Annotated in this window: 19 protein-coding genes and 1 pseudogene; 7 read left to right on the top strand and 13 right to left on the bottom strand. The window is 70.0% G+C overall.

The annotated features are described in order from the left end of the window. Positions 1–22: 22 nt before the first annotated feature. Complete coding sequence (locus ACGFIM_RS34650; RefSeq protein ID WP_393209426.1) at positions 23–427, bottom strand: NUDIX hydrolase; 405 nt, start codon at positions 425–427, stop codon at positions 23–25. A gap of 74 nt (positions 428–501) precedes the next feature. On the opposite strand from ACGFIM_RS34650, the gene ACGFIM_RS34645 reads away from it, so the two are divergent. From ACGFIM_RS34645 to ACGFIM_RS34635, 3 genes are read left to right on the top strand one after another with little or no spacing between them, the layout of a single operon-like run. Next, the gene (locus ACGFIM_RS34645; RefSeq protein WP_393209423.1) at positions 502–1,128 is read left to right on the top strand and encodes a DUF6758 family protein; all 627 of its coding nucleotides are present in this window, start codon (positions 502–504) and stop codon (positions 1,126–1,128) included. A gap of 52 nt (positions 1,129–1,180) precedes the next feature. Continuing rightward, positions 1,181–1,909 (top strand): MBL fold metallo-hydrolase, encoded by a 729-nt coding sequence (locus ACGFIM_RS34640; protein ID WP_393209420.1) that lies wholly within the window; start codon positions 1,181–1,183, stop codon positions 1,907–1,909. Positions 1,910–1,936: 27 nt separating this feature from the next. After that, the gene (locus ACGFIM_RS34635; RefSeq protein WP_393209417.1) at positions 1,937–2,812 is read left to right on the top strand and encodes a RecB family exonuclease; all 876 of its coding nucleotides are present in this window, start codon (positions 1,937–1,939) and stop codon (positions 2,810–2,812) included. Between the two features lie 78 nt (positions 2,813–2,890). Here ACGFIM_RS34635 and ACGFIM_RS34630 read toward each other — a convergent pair whose 3' ends face one another. The 3 genes from ACGFIM_RS34630 to ACGFIM_RS34620 all read right to left on the bottom strand — a co-directional run bounded on the left by ACGFIM_RS34630 (position 2,891) and on the right by ACGFIM_RS34620 (position 7,174). Beyond that, the gene (locus ACGFIM_RS34630) at positions 2,891–3,787 is read right to left on the bottom strand and encodes an oxygenase MpaB family protein (RefSeq protein ID WP_393209414.1); all 897 of its coding nucleotides are present in this window, start codon (positions 3,785–3,787) and stop codon (positions 2,891–2,893) included. 13 nt (positions 3,788–3,800) lie between these two features. Then, entirely contained in the window at positions 3,801–4,691 is an 891-nt protein-coding gene (locus ACGFIM_RS34625) for an alpha/beta fold hydrolase (protein WP_393209411.1), read from the bottom strand. 632 nt (positions 4,692–5,323) lie between these two features. Beyond that, positions 5,324–7,174, bottom strand: coding sequence for a DEAD/DEAH box helicase (locus tag ACGFIM_RS34620; RefSeq protein ID WP_393209408.1), 1,851 nt, complete (start codon positions 7,172–7,174; stop codon positions 5,324–5,326). Positions 7,175–7,524: 350 nt separating this feature from the next. On the opposite strand from ACGFIM_RS34620, the gene ACGFIM_RS34615 reads away from it, so the two are divergent. Continuing rightward, positions 7,525–8,169 (top strand): ferritin-like fold-containing protein, encoded by a 645-nt coding sequence (locus ACGFIM_RS34615; RefSeq protein ID WP_393209405.1) that lies wholly within the window; start codon positions 7,525–7,527, stop codon positions 8,167–8,169. A gap of 1,261 nt (positions 8,170–9,430) precedes the next feature. Here the strand turns inward: ACGFIM_RS34615 and ACGFIM_RS34610 are convergent. The 6 genes and pseudogenes from ACGFIM_RS34610 to ACGFIM_RS34585 form a co-directional block, all read right to left on the bottom strand. After that, a complete protein-coding gene (locus ACGFIM_RS34610) occupies positions 9,431–9,664 on the bottom strand; it encodes a DUF3107 domain-containing protein (RefSeq protein WP_393209402.1) in 234 nt (77 codons plus the stop codon). Positions 9,665–9,752: 88 nt separating this feature from the next. Then, complete coding sequence (locus tag ACGFIM_RS34605) at positions 9,753–10,373, bottom strand: TetR/AcrR family transcriptional regulator (RefSeq protein ID WP_364069045.1); 621 nt, start codon at positions 10,371–10,373, stop codon at positions 9,753–9,755. A 123-nt stretch (positions 10,374–10,496) separates the two neighbouring features. Further along, complete coding sequence (locus tag ACGFIM_RS34600) at positions 10,497–10,712, bottom strand: hypothetical protein (RefSeq protein WP_364069047.1); 216 nt, start codon at positions 10,710–10,712, stop codon at positions 10,497–10,499. A 34-nt stretch (positions 10,713–10,746) separates the two neighbouring features. Then, positions 10,747–11,619: a non-homologous end-joining DNA ligase gene (ligD, locus tag ACGFIM_RS34595; protein WP_393209398.1), complete on the bottom strand. Its 873-nt coding sequence runs from the start codon at positions 11,617–11,619 to the stop codon at positions 10,747–10,749. Next, positions 11,616–11,729, bottom strand: a pseudogene (locus ACGFIM_RS34590) (hypothetical protein); the annotation flags it as partial. The pseudogene ACGFIM_RS34590 and the gene ligD, both read right to left, overlap by 4 nt. A gap of 18 nt (positions 11,730–11,747) precedes the next feature. Continuing rightward, complete coding sequence (locus ACGFIM_RS34585; protein WP_393209395.1) at positions 11,748–11,957, bottom strand: hypothetical protein; 210 nt, start codon at positions 11,955–11,957, stop codon at positions 11,748–11,750. Between ACGFIM_RS34585 and ACGFIM_RS34580 the strand changes: the two genes are divergently transcribed. Next, a complete protein-coding gene (locus ACGFIM_RS34580; RefSeq protein WP_393209392.1) occupies positions 11,956–12,852 on the top strand; it encodes a Ku protein in 897 nt (298 codons plus the stop codon). The two genes, ACGFIM_RS34585 and ACGFIM_RS34580, sit on opposite strands and share 2 nt — an antisense overlap. Before the next feature lie 1,231 nt (positions 12,853–14,083). Beyond that, positions 14,084–14,398: a hypothetical protein gene (locus ACGFIM_RS34575; protein ID WP_393209389.1), complete on the top strand. Its 315-nt coding sequence runs from the start codon at positions 14,084–14,086 to the stop codon at positions 14,396–14,398. A 1,188-nt stretch (positions 14,399–15,586) separates the two neighbouring features. On the opposite strand, the gene ACGFIM_RS34570 is transcribed toward ACGFIM_RS34575, so the two are convergent. The 3 genes from ACGFIM_RS34570 to ACGFIM_RS34560 form a co-directional block, all read right to left on the bottom strand. Then, complete coding sequence (locus tag ACGFIM_RS34570; RefSeq protein ID WP_393209386.1) at positions 15,587–15,889, bottom strand: hypothetical protein; 303 nt, start codon at positions 15,887–15,889, stop codon at positions 15,587–15,589. Between the two features lie 445 nt (positions 15,890–16,334). Next, entirely contained in the window at positions 16,335–16,682 is a 348-nt protein-coding gene (locus ACGFIM_RS34565) for a hypothetical protein (protein WP_393209383.1), read from the bottom strand. Positions 16,683–17,858: 1,176 nt separating this feature from the next. Further along, positions 17,859–18,239 (bottom strand): hypothetical protein, encoded by a 381-nt coding sequence (locus ACGFIM_RS34560; RefSeq protein ID WP_393209380.1) that lies wholly within the window; start codon positions 18,237–18,239, stop codon positions 17,859–17,861. 156 nt (positions 18,240–18,395) lie between these two features. Between ACGFIM_RS34560 and ACGFIM_RS34555 the strand changes: the two genes are divergently transcribed. Beyond that, positions 18,396–19,295, top strand: a complete 900-nt coding sequence (locus ACGFIM_RS34555) for an alpha/beta fold hydrolase (protein ID WP_393209377.1) — start codon at positions 18,396–18,398, stop codon at positions 19,293–19,295. Positions 19,296–19,307 lie beyond the last annotated feature (12 nt).

Here is a 19,307-nt window from a genome sequence, read left to right as displayed (position 1 = left end):
CGAGCGGGCAGGGCGCAGGCGTTCAGGCCGGGGGCAGCGCGTCCCACTCCGTGAGCGACTCCAGCAGGCCCTCGGTGAGCGGCAGCCGCGCGAGGTCGTCGCGCGTGCACCAGCGCACGTCGGCGGCGTCGTCACCGGCCGCGGCGACGTCATCGGGATCGGACACGGTCGCGAGATAGTCGCGGATCACGTACGTCACCCCGCCGGGCCCCGGACGCTCCACCGTGCCCGCGAGGCGGCCGACCCGCACCCGCAGCCCGGTCTCCTCCAGGACCTCGCGGCGCAGCCCGTCCTCGTCCGTCTCGCCCGGCTCCAGCCGCCCGCCAGGGATCGACCACAGGCCCATGCCGGGCGGATGGCCGCGCTGGACGAGAAGCAGCCGGTCAGAGGCGTCGAAAATGATCGCTCCGACACAATTTACGTGCACATGACCAAGATTACGACGCGATAACGAGGAGCGGCCTTGACGGGGCCGCACCGGAGAAAGCACCGTGGGTAGTTGTGAGAGCGGCACCAACCTGCCCGCGGTGTTTTGGCCCGCTTCACGGGCCGAGCGCCTGGTCGAGCGCGTATCGATGCGACACGCACGGCGATGTCCTGCCGTACCAGGCTCCGTGGCCGCCGACCAGCACCGGGCTGGAGGCGATCCGCAAGAACTCGGTCGTGCCCGTGTGGCTGCCGTGGCCGCTGCCGGTCGGCTGGCTGGTCACGGGTTTCGGAGAGGTGGGCGATGAGCGCACGGGAGGCCGCGCCAGCCTCGTCGCCCTGAGCGGGCCCTCACTCACGGAAGGTCCGGCCGACCTGCTCATCGTCGCCGAAGAGCCGGGCGTCGGGATCGGGGCGGGGTTCGCCGGCCTCGACGGGCCCGACCCGGGTGAGGGGTTCGACGCGGGGCCGCCCAACGCCAAGATCGTCGTGGCCGGCCATCCCACCGCGCTGTGGTGCGTCGACGGCCGCAGCGACCGCGCCGTGTACGCGGGCGAGGCCATGGGCAACTGGCTGTGGGCCATCGCCTGGCCGGCCGAGGCGGGATGCATGATCGCGCTCGCCGAGCTGTCCCTCATCGACGCCCGCGACCACGACCTGGACGTGCCGTTCGGGGCGTTCTCTCCCAGACTTGAGGGTTAGGACGCGCGATCGAGATTCGCTCTGTCAGGTAGACGGGCTAGAGTTCGGAGGCGTGACAGCGCGTATCGAGCGAGTGGTGACCGAGGGTGTCGTCGACATCGACGGCACCGAGCACAAGGTCGAGAACAACACGTGGATCGTGGGTGACGACGACGAGGTCATCGTCATCGACGCGGCGCGTGACGCCGACAAGATCATGGAGCAGGTGGGCGAGCGCGAGGTGCTGGCCGTCATCTGCACGGCGGGCCTGCCCGACCACGTCGCGGCCGCCATCGAGGTGGCCAGCAGAGACGAGGCCGTGATCGCCCTGCACCCCAAGGACAAGCCGCTGTGGCGGGAGACCTGGCGGGAGACCTGGCCCGACATCGACATGGAGGACGACGGCATCTTCGAGGTCGCCGACGTCCAGCTCGACGTCATGGAGACGCCCGGGGTCACGCCGGGCGGCGTGTCGCTCTACTGCGACAAGCTCAAGGCCGTGTTCACCGGCAAGGCCCTGCAGGCCGACGGCCCCGGCAAGATCGGCGGCGAATACCCTGCGCTCGCCGACCAGCTCACCTCGATCGGCGGGCGGCTCTTCACGCTCCCGGCCGAGACGCGGGTGCTGCCCGCCCACGGTGAAGAGGTCACGATCGGCGACCTGGAGCCTCACTTCGACGACTGGGTCTCCGGCTCGCTGACCCGGAGCAAGAGCGACGACGAGGGCGACGGCGACGCCGAGACGCCGCTCACCGACGGCACCAAGATCTCCGGCATCACGCTCGGCCCGGGCGACGACTAGGTGCAGGGGCAGCTTCCGCTCGAAGGGATGCCGCGGCGGCTCTACTCGTGCACGCCGTCGCGGTTGAACACCTGGCTCGACTGCCGGCGCCGCTACCGGTTCACCTACCTCGACCGGCCGCAGCCGTCCAAGGGCCCCGCCTGGGCGCACAACAGCGTGGGCGCGAGCGTGCACAACGCGCTGGCCGGATGGTGGCGCGAGCCGTACGAGCGCCGCACGCCGCTCACGGCCGCCGTCCTGCTCACCAACGGATGGATCACCGAGGGGTTCAGGGACGCCGAGCAGTCGGGGCGCTGGCTGGAACGGGCCCGCGACCTCGTGTCCGGCTACGTGGCGACCCTCGATCCGGCCGACGATCCCGTGGGCGTCGAGCGCACGGTCGCCACACGGACCAAGGTCATCGCGCTGTCCGGCCGCATCGACCGGCTCGACCGGCGCGGCGACGAGCTGGTCGTGGTCGACTACAAGACGGGACGCCGGCCGCTCACCCAGGACGACGCCCGCTCCTCGCTCGCCCTGGCCGCGTACGCGGTGGCCGCCTCCACCATGATGCGCACCCCGTGCCGCACGGTGGAGCTGCACCACCTGCCCACCGGCGAGATCGTCCAGTGGCGCCACACCGACGAGTCGCTGGCCCGCCACATCGCCCGTGCGGAAGAGGTGGCCATGGAGGCCGCCGAGGCCGACGACCGCTACCGCGAGGCCGTCGCCACGCCCCAGGGCACCCGCCGCGCGCCCGGCGATCGGCAGCAGGCCGGGCCCGCGCAGGTGCCCGCCGAGGTCGACAAGCTCTTCGCGCCCAACCCCGGCCCGCTCTGCTCGTGGTGCGACTTCCGCCGGCACTGCCCTGAGGGGCAGGCGGCGGCCCCGGAACGCCGGCCCTGGGACGGCCTCGCCGAGTGACGGGCGTCCCCGGCCTGGGCGCTCCGGCCTGCGGCGACGGCCGTGGCACGGGCGCGGGCCTCAGCGGCTGTACCGGGGCTACGCGGCTTTGGGCCAGCGGCGGGGGTCGATGAGGCCCCTGAGCCCCTTGCCAACGTCGTAGCCCGCCGCGCCGAGCCGTTCCCGGGCGCCCCGCAACATGCCGCGGGTCGCGGGCATGAAGGCGCGGTCGTGCACGGGCTCGGGCAGCGCGTTCAGCCCGAACCTGAACGCCTTCAGCGCCGCCGTCACCGCGGCCTGCGGCACCTCGGGCAGCAGGCCGTACATGCGCCTGGCCCAGTCCGGCAGCGTGTAGTAGCACAGCGCGCCGAACGGGAAGTAGACCGGCTTGCCCGGCGACAGCATGCGCAGCTCGGGCGGCAGCTTCGGCCACAGCAGGAACCGCACCGCCGACACCGCCTCCGGCGTCACCCGCAGCCGGGGGCGCACCTCCTTGAAGTAGGCGGCCATCTCCGCGCACGAGCCGGGCACGTCGTCGGGGTGCAGGCCCACGTACGCGGCGCTCTTGCGCTGCTCGCGCAGGTAGCGGTCGGCCTGCCGCTCGGTGAGCGCGAGCCCGCCGCGCCTTGCCACCTCCAGGTAGGACGACACCTCCGCGCAGTGCACCCACAGCAGCAGCTCGGGATCGTCCACGCGATGCGTCCTGCCCGTCTCGGGATCGCGGATGCGCAGCGCCTTATGGATGCCGCGCACCCGGCGGCCGATCTCGTCGGCCTCCTCCGGGCTGCCGAACGTCACCCGCCCCACGAAGTCGGCCGTGCGGCGCAGCCGGCCGAACGGGTCGTCCTGGAAGTTCGAGTTCTGCCAGACACCGAGCATGGCCAGCGGGTGCAGCGCCTGCAACATCAGGCCGCGTACGCCGCCCACCCACATCGACCGGTCGAGATGCACCACCCAGGTCGCCGCCTGCGGCGGCTGAACGACGAGGTCGGTCATAGTGAACGAAGAATTACACGGTGCTGGACCTCGTGTCCAAAAAGTGCTTCTCGGCCGCGTTCCAGAACCGCACCAGCGCCGCCGCCGTCGTCTCCGGCGCCTCGACCGCGGGGGAGTGGACCGCGCCCGGCACGACCACGCACTCCGCCCCGAGCCTGGCCGCCATGTCCGACTGTGTCTCGGGCGGCCAGCCGTCGTCGTGCTCGCCGTACAGGACCAGCGTCGGCAGCTCGATCTGGCGCAGCTCGTCCGTACGGTCGCGCATCGTCAGCACCTGCTCGGCCATGCGCGACAGCCCGACGGGCGAATTGGCCAGCAGGCGCTTGTGCAGGAACTCGACGATGTCGTCCGGCACGTCGTTGGCCAGCACCTCGGGCTCGAACCTGGAACGCCAGACGTGCTCCAGGCCCAGCACCGGCGCCTCCTCCTTGATTTTGCCGGCGTGGTGGGCGCGCCTGCCCTCGATCGGGCCGGGGCCCGAGCTCATCATCGTGAACGAGGCGAACTTCGTCCGGCCGTCGATCACCGCCTCCCGCGCCACCAGCCCGCCGAACGAGTGGCCCACCAGGTGGACCGGGTCGCCCTCGCCGATCACCTGGGCCAGCGCGTCCACGTCGGCGCCCAGGGCGGCGCACGTGTAGGCGGCCGGGTCGTCGGGACCAGGGGTCTCGTACTGGCCGCGCAGGTCGATCGCCAGCACGCGGCGGCCCGACTGGGCCAGCGTCATCAGGACCGCGATGAAGTCTTCCTTGCTGCCCGTCAGCCCCGGCACGAGGAGCGCGGGCCAGCGCTCGACCACGCCGCTGACCGGCACCGCCTCCAGGGCCGCGAACGTGCCCTGTGGCGTCTCGATCTTCTGGGGTGCAACGCCAGGAGGCAGGTCGAGGAATCGCGGCGTACTCACGTGGGGCAACAATACCCAGAGGTCAGCGCCTCGACACCGGCATGACGATGACGCCGGTGCGAGTTCTGGCCGCTTGCGAAGAATGGGCGGATCGCGAAGATGGGGGTGCCGAAGCGCGCCGATTTCGGACTCCGGCGCTCTGGCGGCTCTGAAACGCCCGCACAGCCCGTCACTTGTCGCGGCGTCCTCTGTGTCCAAGGAGACGACCCAGACACCTCAGCGTCCCGCTGAGCGCCGTCTGCGTGCCCCTGAGCCTGCGCTCAGTCCGGAGGTGCACGCGACGGGAAACCGGTGACGTACGCGACGAGAAAAACATCGGGCACGGGAAACGCACGCTCCCGCCGCCCCGTCCCGTTCGGTCGGCCGTCGCGGGGTCGGCGCACCCGGGTGGATGGGCGCCGGCCGCGCCGGCCGCTCACCCGCGAAGGGGGCGTGCACGCGAAGGAGGCGTGCAGGCGAAGGAGACGTGCAGGCTAAGGAGGCGTGCGCGCGAAAAGGCGTGCACGCGAAGGGGCGTACGCGCGAAAAGGGCGGCCGCACCCGCAGAAGGCGGCCGCGCACGCAAAAGGCGCGCACCCTGACTCGACTCCGGGTGCGCGCCCTCTGCTCGCGCTGCGGTGCTCGCCCTGCGGTCAGCCGCGCCGGCGGCCGCCGCGGGACTGGCGGCGCTGCTGCTTGCGCTCGGTCGCGGCCGACGGCGCGATGTCGTCGTCGTCCGTGGCCAGGTCCGGCGACTGGAAGATCACCGTGAACGGGTTCGGCGGGATGATCCGCTCCGGCTCCTTGCGCGGTGGAGCGGGCGGCGCCGGGTGGTCCGCCTCGGGCTCGTCGTCGTACCGGCCGGACGGCGCGGCGACCGGCGGGGCCGCCTCGACGGTCGCCGGATCGGAGGCGACCTTGCGCCCACGCGTACGACGCGCCGGCGCCTCGCTCTCCTCGGCAGCCTCGGCGGAACGGCGTGCGCGGGTGCGCCTGGCCGGCGCCTCCGCCGTCTCCTCCGCCTCGGCGGCGCCGCGCCGGGCGCGGGTGCGGCGGGCCGGCGCTTCGGGGGCGTCGGTGAGCGCCTGCTCGATGGCCGAGGAGGCGGCGCCCCTGCGCGTACGCCCGCGCCTGGCCTCGCCCGCGGCCTCGATCTCGTCCGTCGTGAAGATCGCCGGAGTCTCCTCCGCCTGGTTGTTCACGGGCTCGACCTCCGGCTTCTCGACGGATGCGGTCTCCACCAGCTCCTTGCCGCCGCGCAGGCGGCGGCGCTGGCGCGGCTGGCGCGCCGGACGCTCGTCGCGCTCGTCCCTGCGCCGCCCGCCGCGCGTGCGGGCCCGGCCGGTCTCGCCGAGGTCCTCGATCCGCTCGGCCGCCAGCCCCGCACGCGAGCGCGCCGCGTGCGGCAGCACGCCCTTGGTGCCCTCCGGGATGTTGAGCTCGGAGTAGACGTGGGGCGAGGTCGAGTACGTCTCGGCGGGCTCGGGGAAGTCGAGGCCGAGCATCTGGTTGATGAGCTTCCAGCGGGTCAGCTCCTCCCACTCGACGAACGTGACCGCGGTGCCCGTGCGCCCGGCCCGGCCGGTGCGGCCGATGCGGTGCACGTAGGTCTTGTCGTCGGTGGGGCAGTCGTAGTTGACCACGTGGGTGACGTCGTCGATGTCGATGCCGCGCGCCGCCACGTCCGTGGCCACCAGCACGTCGATCTTGCCGTTGCGGAACGCCCGCAGCGCCTGCTCGCGCTGGCCCTGGCCGAGGTCGCCGTGGACGGCCGCGACCGCGAAACCACGCGTGTCGAGCTGGTCGGCGACCATGTCGCAGGCCCGCTTGGTCTCGCAGAAGACCATCGTGAGCCCGCGGCCCTCGGCCTGCAGCAGGCGGGCCAGGATCTCGATCTTGTCCATCCGGTGCGTGCGCCAGACGATCTGGCGTACCTGCGGCGTGGCCTCGCCCTCGCCGCTCTCCAGCTCGGCGCGCACGTGCGTCGGACGGTTGAGGTACTTACGCGACAGGGCGACGATCTCGCCCGGCATCGTGGCCGAGAACAGCATCGTCTGCCGCTGCGCCGGGATCAGCTTGAAGATCCGCTCGATGTCGGGCAGGAAGCCCAGGTCGAGCATCCTGTCGGCCTCGTCGAGCACGAGCGTGGTGATCTGGCCCAGGTCGAGGTGCTTCTGCTTGACGAGGTCGAGCAGCCGGCCCGGCGTGCCGACGATGACGTCGACGCCGGCCTTCAGCGCCTCGATCTGCGGCTCGTACGCGCGCCCGCCGTACACGGTCAGGACCCGGGAGCCGAGCTTGCCGGCGGCGGTCACCAGGTCTTCGCTGACCTGCACGGCCAGCTCGCGGGTCGGCACGACGACCAGCCCGCGGGGCTTCTTGCGGTTTTTACGCGGCTTGCCGATGCTCTGCAGCATCGCGATGCCGAACGCGTAGGTCTTGCCCGTACCCGTGCGCGCCTGACCGATCAGGTCCTGGCCGCTCAGCGCGAGCGGAAGTGCCATCTCCTGGATGGGGAACGGTGTGACGATGCCCTCGGTCTCAAGGGCATCGGCGATCTCTGGTGTGACTCCGAGGTCTCGGAAAGTCGTCAGCGTGGCCTGCCTCAGTCTCAAATGAAGGCGGGCCTGCCGGGACCGACGGGCGGATACAGCCCCCGTGTCGTGGGTCCTCGCGGTAGAGCCAGCCCTCTCGCGTCATCAGCGACCGCGCACCCGGGGAATCGGGGGTATTCGGGACAACGGCCCGAATTAACACAGTGCGGTCGCACTTTCACAGAGCAGTGTACTCGATACCACAACGCTGGCCGAGCTTGCGTATGTTCCCGAAGAATAGCCGAAGTACGCTGCCTTCCATGAAGGAGTCTCCTGGAGTCGTCGACCTGCTCGGTGTGCTGGCGTACGCGGAGCTCAGCGCGTACGCGCGCATGACCGAGGACGCCGCCACGCTGGCGCCCACGCTGGCGGACCGCGCGGCGCTGAGCGAGCTGGCCGTCACCGAGTACGCCCACTTCCGCCTGCTACGCGACCGGCTCGCCGAGCTCGGGGCCGATCCCGACGAGGCCATGGCGCCGTTCGTGGGCGCGCTGGACGCCTGGCACGCCCAGACCCGCCCGGCCGACTGGCTGCAGGCCCTGGTCAAGACGTACGTGGGGGACGGCATCGCGCACGACTTCTACCGGGAGGCGGCGCGGCACCTCGACCCCGAGATCGCCTCGCTCGTCGATGAGGTGCTGGTCGATGAGGAACGGTCGAAGTTCGCGGTCGGAAGGGTGCGGGCGGGCATCGAGGCCGAGCCGACGGCCGCCGGACGGCTCGCACTGTGGGCGCGCCGCCTGGTGGGCGAGGCGCTGAGCCAGGGGCAGCAGGTGGCCTCCGCACGTCCTGAGCTGGCCCGGCTGCTGATGGAATCACAGGGCGAGGGGCACACCGACATCTCGCGCCTGTTCGCCAGGCTCACGGAGGCTCACAACAAGCGCATGGCCGCCATGGGCATCTGACCCCCACCCGACCTTCGACCGACCGGCCGGGCACCGCCTCCACCCGGACTCCCTCACCCGTCCACACAGTGCCGCGTGCGCCCGGCCGTCCTGCACCGCGAGACCGTGTCACCCGCGCCCGGCCGTCCTGCACCGCGAGACCGTGTCACCCGCGCCCGGCCGGAGTCGCGCCGCCCGCCTCTCCAAGCGGTCACTCGTCTCGTGGAGGCCGTCCGCTCTGCGTCTCTCAGCCGCCATCCGTGCTGCGGAAAGGAGCACTCCTCCCGGAGACCGTCGCCCGCATCGCGGAGGTCCGCTCCTTCACCGCCGCCGGCACCGCACTCCCTGTTCACCGGCCCGCCCTGGCGACAGGCCGCAACCATCACCGTCAGCACCTCACCCTGGCAGATACCGTTCTGCGCAGTCGCCGTCCTGCCGGCGGGAGCCGCTCGGACTCAGAAAGGTCCGCACCTCCTGGAGGAAGGCTCGAACGCCTGCCCTGAAGCTCCTCGCGCTCCAGCGGAGAGATCGCGCCGCGCCCCTGGAGGGAGGAGATCGCGCCGCGCCCCTGGAGGGAAAGGCGCGTAAGCCCATCAGGTAGCCCGAACGGGTGGTAGGCGTGCGTCTGCGGAGTGGTTCTGGGAGTGCTGGGTGGCTCGGGGGAGGTGGTGTTGCGCTAACGGGCGGCGCACGGCGCGGAACGGTTGTACCGTGCCGACATGAGGGCCTCGCGCCGCTACGGCAATTCCTTGACGAGATGTGGGCCGAACCGCTGGGTACCCCGCGCTGTGCTGCGACGGGAGAGCGCGGCCTGCCCGGCTGCGGAGCCGGGCCGGACGTGCGTCCCGTGCCCCCGCCGCCCCCGCGGCTGCCTGCTCCGCCGCTACCCCCGCGTCTGAACCGCCACCGCTACGTTCCGCCCGAAACGGGACTTTCCAACTCGCTGACCCGCACGCTTCCGCACACCCGACCGCTCGCGCCGCCATCGCACGCTGCCCGCCGCCATCGTGGGGAGCCGAAGAAGACGGGGCGCGGCACGACTCAAGTCCGAGCCCAGGCTCCGGCCCGAGCCCTGAGCGAGGCCGGCCTCAAGCTCCGGGGCCGAGCCCTAAGCCAGGCCGATCACAGGCTCTGGGCCGAGCTCAAGGCAACCGATTCGCCAGGTCACCGGGCCTTCACCGCCGCCGAGCCCGAAGGCCACGAAGGGCCCGGCACGGCTGAACACCGCCGGTGACGGCGAAGGGTACGGCGGTCGCAGCCGTACCCTCCCCGGAAACAGCTCCTACAACGTCCCGCCGAACCCGACCGGGCGGGCCTCGTCCTCTCCGATCTCGACGAACCCGAGCGAGGCCACCGGCACCACGACCCGCCTGCCCTTGACATCGGTCAGCGCGAACACGCCGCCGCGATCGACGGACAGGGCGTTCCTGATCTCCTCCTCCACCTGCTCGGCGGAGAGGTCGGTCTCGACAACGAGCTCGCGGTGTACGGAACGTACGCCGATCTTGACTTCCATCGTGGCTCCCTAGGTGACGGGCTGGCTCACCTTCATCGTGGCCGGTCACACCGACCGGCACGACGAATGATCGCGCCCAGCGAACGGGTTAAGCCGTACGCGGAAAACCGCTGATGCCCCGCCACGCGAGCCGGGCCATGAGCTGCTCGGCCGCGTCCTTGGGGATCGACCCCTTCGTGGTGACCCAGTAGCGCGCGCTCACCTCGGCCATGCCGACCAGGCCCACACCGAGCAGATGAGCCTCGTCGCTGGTGCAGCCGGTGTCCTCCTGGATCAGCTCGCTGACCATCTCGGCGCAGTCGCTCAGCGCGCGTTCGACCCGCTGCCGCACCGGCGCGACGTTGCGCAGGTCGGACTCGAAGACCAGCCGGAACGCCTCGCCCTGCGTGGAGACGAAGTCGAAGAAGGCGCTGAACGTGGCCTGCACGCGCAGCTTGTTCTCCTGCGTGGAGGCGAGGGCCTCGCGGCAGCGGTTGACCATGTCGTCGACATGGAGGTCGAGCAGCGCGAGGTAGAGCTCGAGCTTGCCGGGGAAGTGCTGGTAGAGCACGGGCTTGCTGACCCCGGCCCGGTCGGCGATCTCGTCCATGGCGGCCGCGTGATAGCCGTTCTCCACGAACACTTCCTGCGCGGCGCTCAGGAGCTGCCGGCGGCGGGCCAGGCGGGGCAGCCGGGTGCCCCGGGGCTTGGCATCCGGGGTTGCGGTCACGCGGGTCTCCATTGGTCTGTCAGCGAACTGTGCGGACATCCTACGTGCGGCAGGTCGCCGGCGTCGGACGCGTCCGGCCGCCTCCGGCCTCCTTCACGCAGGTCACCGCCGCCGGGCCGGGGCTCAGCGGTAGTAGTCGTCGTCGTCGAGATCGACCACGCGGTCCTGGTCGGCCCCGTCGGCGGGGTCGACGTCGAGCGGGAGCTCCCGGCGCAGCTGTCCGGTGCTCTGGAGCATCTCGCGCTGCTGCTCGATCGCGTCCGCCTCGGGCGTCTCGATCGACAGCTCCTCCTCTTCGGTGTACGGACCTTCGTCCCCGCGTACGTCCATCTCCGACATCTTCGGCCCCCTTCTCGGTGTGGACGGAACCAGACTACGCCCGGCTGAAAAGGTCGCCGTGCTTCTCCACTCTCGCAAGTACGTCGGGCGCCGTGAACACCAGATCCTCGGGGTGTTCGCAGCCCCCGACCTCTTCCCAAGTGAGCGGAGTCGACACGGTCGGTTGTTCCCTGGCACGCAGAGAATAGGGTGCCACGGTGGTCTTCGCGGGGTTGTTCTGACTCCAATCGATGAACACCTTGCCGGGCCGCGCCTTCTTCGCCATGACGCTGACGACCTGATCGGGGTGCTCCTTCTCCAGGAGCTGGGCCAGCCTCTTGGCGTACGCGGACGGCTCCTCGCGGCGGTCCCAGTCCGCGTACAGCTGCATGCCCTTGCTGCCGCTGGTCTTCGGCAGCGCGGTGAGCCCTTCGGCGTCGAGCACCTCGCGGAGCATGAGCGCCACGCGCGTGCACTCGACGATCGTGGCCGGCGGGCCGGGGTCGAGGTCGAACACCAGCGTGTCCGGCGGCAGCGCCCGCCCCTCGTCGTCCACGCGCCACTGGGGGACGTGCAGTTCGAGCGCGGCGAGGTTGGCGTAGTAGACGAGCGTGGGCAGGTCGTCGACGATCGCGAAGTCGATGGTCTCGCGGTTCTTGGTGCTGCCGGGCGCCGGGAGGTTGACGCGCCTGACCCAGCCGGGGGTGTGCTCGGGGGCGTTCTTCTCGAAGAACGACTGCCCGGTCACGCCGTCGGGGTAGCGCTTGACGGTCAGGGGACGTCCCCGCAGGTGCGGCAGCAGGACGGGGGCGACGCGGCTGTAGTAGTCGATGACCTCGGCCTTGGTGAACCCGCTGTCGGGATAGAGCACCTTGTCGAGGTTGCTCAGCGTGAGCTCGCGCCCGTCGACTTTGACCGGCACCTTCATGGCGTCACCTCCGCGGGGAGCTTGTCGGGGCGCAGGCCGCGCCACACGGGGTGTCGCAACCGCTGGTCGTCGGTCCACGTCGTGTAGGCCACCTCCCCTACGAGATCGGGCCTAACCCACCGATTCCGTCACGGCACCGCGTCGGCGAACGGGCTGTGCGGCACCTCCAGCGGGCGTTGCCCGCGGTGCGGGTCGTCGAGCACGGCGTACGGCGAGCGCGTGCCCGGACGGTACTTCCCCAGGTACGGCGAGCAGCGGTTCGAGCGGGTATGGCATTGCTTGCCCCACGACGGGTATGTGCCCCACGGTGGGCCGCTGAGAGCTTGAGGAGTGACCATGCGCAGCATCTGGAAAGGTGCGATCTCCTTCGGTCTGGTCACGATCCCGGTCAAGCTGTACTCGGCCACGGAGCAGAAGGACGTCACGTTCCACCAGGTCCACCGCAAAGACGGCGGACGCATCCGCTACAAGCGCGTCTGCACCCAGGACGGCGAAGAGGTCCCCTACTCCGACATCGCCAAGGGTTACGAACTCGCCACCGGCGAGATCGTCGTGCTCACCGACGAGGACTTCGAGGACCTGCCGCTCAGCACCTCCCGCAGGATCGACGTCCTGCAGTTCACCCCCGCCGAGCAGATCGACCCCATCTACTTCGCCAAGTCGTACTACCTGGAGCCCGACGCGCAGGGCGCCAAGCCGTACGTGCTGCTGCGCGACGCCCTGGAGAGCTCGGGGCAGGTCGCCGTCGTCAAGGTCGCTCTGCGCCAGCGCGAGTCCCTCGCGACGCTGCGCGTCCGCGAGGGCGTCTTCGTCCTGGAGACCATGCTCTGGCCGGACGAGATCCGCGAGCCCGACTTCGCTTTCCTCGACGAGGACATCGAGGTACGCCCCCAAGAACTCAAGATGGCGGAGTCGCTCATCAGCACCATGGAGTCCGACTTCGACCCGAGCGAGTACCACGACACCTACCGCGAGGCCCTGCAACAGGTCATCGAGGCCAAGGTGGCGGGCAAGGAGGTCATCGCGGCGCAGGAGGAAGAGGAGGCCAAGCCCGCCGTGGACCTGATGGCCGCCCTGCGGGCCAGCGTGGAGGCCGCGAAGCGGGAACGAGAAGGCGCCTCCAAACCGAAGAAGGCGGCCGCCGGGAAGGCGAAGGCCTCCAAGACGTCGTCCAAGGACTCGAAGGACGAGGAGAAGGCACCCGCCAAGCGCAAGACCCGCAAGACCGCCTGACCCCTTCGGCACCGCCACTCGACTCCGGCCGCTCAGACACCCCTCCCGACCCGGCTGCCCCGGCATTGCACCTACCCCCTGGGCCCGAACCCCCAGCAGGATCGTTGCGTCTGAACGTCAGCGCCCGAACAAAGGCCCGAACGTGAGGCCTTGAACACAAGATCCGAACGCTGAGACCTGATGAGCCCCGAACATTGAGCCCCGGACAGTGAGCCCCGGACAGTGAGCCCCGGACAGTGAGCCCCGGACACTGGGGCCCGGACACTGGCGCTGCTTCGGGCACCGGGCACCCACCCCTGACCGTCTGGCCGGCACTGGGCGCCGCGGGCGCGCGGCCTGCCGCCCGCGGCGGGACCGCCCGGTTCCCCATTCACCTGTGGGCTTGAGGCGAGTTCCCCTGTGGGCTGGAGGCGAGGCGTCCCGCCTGTTCCGCCTGCGACACTCACCGGCCGCCCGCGGCATTCCGCCGCCAAGTCGCCAAACTTCTCCCACCGAGCCGCCCGCGCTGGCGTCAGCGGACGCGGGTCGAGCGGTGCGCCTGGCGGACTCGGATCACGTGGCGGCCGCAGCGGACTTGGGTCGAGTGGTGTGCCCGCCTCTGTGTTCCTGTGCTGTGCCTGGCGGATGCGGTCGAGTGGTGTGCCCGCCCCTGCGTTCCCGCGCTGTTCCTGGGCGGACTCGGATCGCGCGGCGGGCTCGGTGAACTTGGGGCGCGTGGCATGTCCCCTGCGTTCCCGTGCTGTGCGCCTGGGGGAGTGGCCGCGCTTGCGACGTTACGTGCGCTGGGCTCATCACTCGGCGCCAGCGTCACGACGTGCCGGCTCCTGGCGCACAGCGGCGGCATCCCGTGGCATAGAGCTCCTCGTCGCCCGCCGACGCCCTAGACGTCGTCTCGCCGCCGCATGCACTGCGACCTTCACTCCCACCCACCTGACTCCGCGCCGAGGCCCCTGCAACGAAGGCTTGCGCCCTCAGGCCGCCAGGGCCGCCGCACCCGAGGCACGCCATCCAAAGGGACATATCATCACAATTCGTGTTATTTCATTGGATAGACGTTTAATGCAAGCAATAAGATTCTTAATGCAGAGCAAAATGAATGCGCTTCTGTTTGTGCGCTGAACTGCCGGAAATGACACTTCGTGGATGACTCTTCAGCAGGCGTCCAAGACCTGTTCCCGGTTATCCGGGGACGTCGAGAACGGGGCAATCGATCCTTTAGGGGGAAAACGCAATGCCCAAGCTCAAGAGTGTTATCGCCGGCCTCGCCATCAGCACCGCGCTGACCGGCGCCGCGGTCAGCGTTGGTGCCGCCACGACCTCCGCCAGCGCCGACGCTGCCACGCAGGTCAGCACCGGCAACTCCGTCCTCGCCGGCTGCGGCGGCTGGGGCTGGGGCTGGCGGCGCTGCGGCTGGGGCTGGGGACACCGTCGTCACCACCACAAGCTGCGCGTGAAGGTCAAGATCCACAACCGCAACGTCAACCGCAACCCTGAGCACCGCCGGTTCGTGCCGCGGGACCGCGTCCTCGACGCGAACACCCGTTGATATGACCGCGTGACAATGGCGTAGGAAATTCCGGTTTCCTAGTCTCCGCGGGATTCAAGGTGAGGGCTTCCCGGTACTGCCGGGGAGCCCTTGCTGCGTCATTCTCGGTTCGTCCTTGAGTTTTGATGGCGGGCCTTTCCCGGGGTTGTGCGCGAATTGCAATACGACGGAAGATGGCCCGGCGATGATGAGCCGCTGCCGCGCGGGTCCGTGCCCGTGCGGCTTCTTGTTCGCCGCCTGGATCAAGGCCGTCCGGGTGGCGGCTGCGGCCGAGCGCCCCAGGCTCGCGCACGCACCGGCGTCGCACGCCGTGTGTTCGCTGCGGATGGCTGTGCCCAGGTTGGGCCGCCGCGCAGGCCGTGGCGCCGCGGGCATGAGGGGTGGAAAGGGCCGCCGGACTAGGAACGCCGCCGTGCCGGGTGGGAAGGGAGGACCGCGCTTCTGGTGCCGGCAGGGCGAGGGTGAATGCGCGCTGTGAGGCCGGGATCGCGCATGGCTGGGGTTGGGGTGTGCGGCGCCTGCGTGCTGTGGGGTCGGGGTTGCGGATGGCTGGGGTTGCGTGGGCGGTGCTGGGCTGGGGGTGTACGGCGTCTGTGCGCTGTGACGCCGGGGTCGTGCACGGCTGAGGTTGCGCAGGCGGCGCTGGGGTGGGTTTGTACGGCGGGTTCGTCGCAGAGCGAGGGACGACCGGGCAGCGCTGTGGTCGGTGCGTGGTGGCGTCGGTGGCTGATGTGGTGTCGGCGGCGCGGCCGGTTGGGGACTGGACTCGTCCTGGGGCGTGGGTTGCTCCGGGTGGGCTGCGTTGAGTGGCTGGGCGAGCGGTGTTCGTGCGGTGGGGTGGTGGCCGCGCATGTCGCGATTGTCGCGGCGGGGCTGCGTGAGTTGCCGGTCGCCAGGTCGCTGCGGTGATCCGTCGGGACGTTGAGGGACGGGTGTGGTGGCCGCCCGGGTGCGGCGGGGCGATGGGGGACCGGTCGTACCGGGCTGTGGAGGACCGTTGGGTGGTCTCTGGGTGGTGAGGATGGGGACCTTGTGGGGTGCGAGAGGGGGAGGGGTGAGGGGGCGAGTGCCCGTACCCGGTGGGCCCTGTCCTTGGCGCCGAGGACGGTAGGTGCCTCTCGGTCGGTACGGGCACTCATTTCAGGTTCGGCCTGAGTTCATCGCATGGGCGGACTCAGCGGCCGGGGACTACCAGCGCCTGTCGGAGCGGTTGTCGTTGTGGTTCTTGTTGATGATGACGATGCGGATCCGGCCGATACCGTGGTGGCGACGGTGGTTCCACTTCTTCCAGCGCTTCCAGCCCCAGCCCCAGCCGCAGCGGCGGGGACGCCAGCCGCAGCCGTGTCCGGCCAGGACCGACTTGCCGGCGGTGATCTGGGTGGTGGCGGCATCGGCGCTCGCGGTGGTGGTGGCAGCCCCGAGGCTGACCACGCCGCCCGTAAGAGCGGTGCTCAGGGCGAGACCGGCGATGACACTCTTGAGCTTGGGCATTGCGTTTTCCCCCTAAAGGATCGATTGCCCCGTTCGCGGATGAGACTTGCGATTCATCCGCACAGTGCATATTTCCCGGCGAAAGCAGAAGAAACGGACATTAGGGGCTCTTGTCCTAGTCCAGTACTTCTCATGACGTGGCGCATCCATAGAAGGGCGGAAGAACGCCGCGGAGCCAGGCGAATATGCCGCGCATGAAGAAGTCGCGGGCATGAGAAAACGCCTCAAGGCGTGGAACGTACGCGCGTCGGCGTCTTTCGTTCCATACGCGAAAGCCCGGCCGCGAAGGCGGTCGGGAAAAGACGTAGTGAGGGCCTCCCGGACGAGCCGGGAGGGCCCTCACCAGTAATCCATGAAGACGAGGAGAGTGAACCTCAGGCCGAACCGCGCGCGAAATGCGGACCGTCCTCGAGAACTCCTTGCGCCATCAATGCACGGTCATTCACTACCGGACGCCGTCGCGGCGGTGGTGGTGACGGGGGCCGTTGTCGTTCACGTTGTCGTTGCGGACGACGATGCAGATCTCGCCGCGGTGACGACGGTGGCCCCAGCCCCAGCCGCCCCAGCCCCAGCCGCCGTGGTGGTTCTTACCGCAGCGGGCGTGGTGGTGGTGACGGTGGTGACGGCGGTGGCCCCAGCCCCAGCCCCAGCCGTCGTCCATGAGGACGGACGCGCCGTTGCTGACCTGGGTGGTGGCGCCCGCGGCGGACGTGGCCGCGCCCACGCCCACAACGCCGCCGGTCACCGCCGTGCTGAGGGCGAGGCCTGCGATAACACTCTTGAGCTTGGGCATTGTGTTTCCCCCTAAAGGATCGATTGCCCCGTTCTCGGCTGTTTCCTATTCGATAGGAAACAGATCTTGGACGGCTGCTGAAGGCTCATCCGTCGAATGTCATTTCCGTGCCGATGGGCGGGCAAACGGCGAAGACTCCATTTTGCACTGCATTAACAATCTTATTGCTCGCATTACATAATTATCAAATGATAAGAGATGATATGTCCGATTCGACGGCATATCGAGCCGCGATGCGCAGGCGGCGATAGGCGGCCGGAACAGGTCGCCGGGCGTGCCTGGGCGCGCCATTCACGGCGGTCGTACGCAGGCGGTTATTACGCGCGCGGATGTGAAATTCCGCGAGCGCGATAAAGGCCGCGACGCTGGGCCCGATAAAACGCCGGACGTCGTGGTGAGGCCGGCCGGATGCACCATTCAGGTGATGCGTGCGCGGCTGCTCGCCGATATCGGGCGTCGTTCGGGCGCGGCTGTGGCCATCGTGATACGGGGAGGTGTCCCCGGAGATGTCTGCCGCTCCTGCGTTGGTCCCCGGGCGTGACATCCTGCGGCCGCTCGCCGTTAACGGTGAGTGGTGCTGGTGTCACGCTGGGTACCGTGATGCTTTCCGGGTGGGTGTGTCATAAACGGCAAACGCCAGCTTTTGCCACATGCTTGGAGCGCCAAGAGATCGATTAGAGATCTATGACGTGAAATATCCGGGTTTGTACGCATCTGTCCCATGGTGAAGGCGTGGGGTCGGTGGGGCGGATGGGGTATTTGGGATGGCGAGCGAGAGTGGACTGGGCGGGTGGGTTGCTCGGGTGACCGGCGTTGGCGCGGGATGGGGAAGTCGGGGCGGTTCCGTCGGCGGGGTGGCCGGGGTGAGGGCGGACTGGGCGAGTGGGGTCGCTCGGGTGATCGGTAATGCGGGGGTGGAGATCTGTGTTGCGGGGATGCGGGCTGGGGCGGTTTCGGTCGGTGGGGTGGTCGGGGTGGGTGCGGATGGGCGGGTGGGGTTGCTCGGGTGCTTGGCGTTACGGGGGCGGGGCGGTCCGGTCGGTGGGGCGGCTGGGCGATCGGCCGTGTTCGGTCGGCGGGACTGTTGAGCTGATCGGGGTGTTCGGTCAGGCGGGTGCTGGGCGACTGGGGTGTTCGGTCAGGCGGGTGCGGGTGCGGGGGTGTCGTGGTGAGGCGTCAGCGGCGGCCTAGCTTTTTGAGGTAGTGGCTGTAGGCGTAGCCGGTCAGCTTGTTCTCCGTCCCCCGGATCCGGCGCCAGTCGCCGACCTTCGTGCACGGTCCCCACGTGCGGTCACCGGGGTAGATCTTGTCCAGTACCTCGCCGCCGGGCTGGGCCCGGACGTTCAGGCGAGTCTTCACGCGGACCACCCGGTAGAGGCACTCCACGCGCTCCTGCGAAGCGGCCGCGGCGGCGGGGGCGGCCGCGCGGGCGGGGCGGGCGGTGGCGCAGCACAGAGCCGCGCAGCACAGAACCGCGCAGCACAGAACCGCGCAGTACAGGGCGCCGCAGCACAGGGCTGCGGCGGTCAGGCGAGCGGCGATACGGCTGGTGAGCATGGGCTACCCCCTGTCCCCGTCTGGGGGCTATCGAGCCACATGTCCAGAAAAATCATGGAAATAACCACGCTGTACGGAATCCAGACCCCCTGTAGAAGCGATGGTTATCGTCAGAAGAAGGGGAAGACGCCGTTCGAGGAGCGAGGAGGAGCAGCGATGACCGCGGAGCCGGTCCCGCACTGGCCGGGCAGGATGATCGGCCCGGTGCACGTCAGGTCCACTCCCGAAGGCCCCGCGGAGCAGGCGGTGTTCGTGCACGGCCTGGCCGGCTCGGCGACCAACTGGACCGACCTGATGGACGAGCTCAAGGACACGGTCACCGGCCACGCCATCGATCTTCCCGGCGCCGGCTTCTCGCCCGCCCCCGCCGACGGCGACTACTCCGTGGCGGCCCATTCCAACGTGGTGATCGGCCTGCTGGAGCACACGGGCCCCGCCCACCTGTTCGGCAACTCGATGGGCGGCGCGATCTCCGTCAGGGTCGCCGCCCAGCGGCCCGACCTGGTGCGCTCGCTCACGCTCATCTCCCCCGCGCTGCCCGACCTGCTGCCCCGCTACGGCCCCATCCGGGTGGCCGCCGCCGCGATACCCAAGCTGGGCGAGTGGGTGGCCGACCGGCTGCGCCTGGTGCCCGTCGAACAGCGCATCACCGCGTCCATGGCCATGGTCTACGCCGACATGCGGGCGGTCCACCCCGTACGCCTGCGCGACGCCATCGAGGAGCAGCGCAGGCGCGACGAGCTGCCGTACGCGGGCCAGGCGATCGTCGGCTCGGCGCGCGGCATCGTGTCGGAGTACTTCCGCAGGGGAGAGGAGAACCTGTGGCGGCAGGCGGCCAAGGTCAAGGCCCCCACGCTGATCATTCACGGACGCCACGACCGGCTGGTCCGCCCGGCGATGGCGGACAAGGCGTACCGTACGTTCAGGCAGGTCAGGCTGGTGCTGCTGCCGACGGCGGGACACGTGGCGATGATGGAGATGCCGCGCGTCGTGGCGGCCGAGGCGCGCCGTCTGATCAGTGAGACGCGATTGGGGAATGCCCCACTGCCCAGCTAGGTTTCACAAGGA

Source organism: Nonomuraea sp. NPDC049309, assembly GCF_043196965.1.
GTDB classification, from domain to species: domain Bacteria; phylum Actinomycetota; class Actinomycetes; order Streptosporangiales; family Streptosporangiaceae; genus Nonomuraea; species Nonomuraea fastidiosa.
This window is presented reverse-complemented; position numbering and strand designations above follow the sequence as displayed.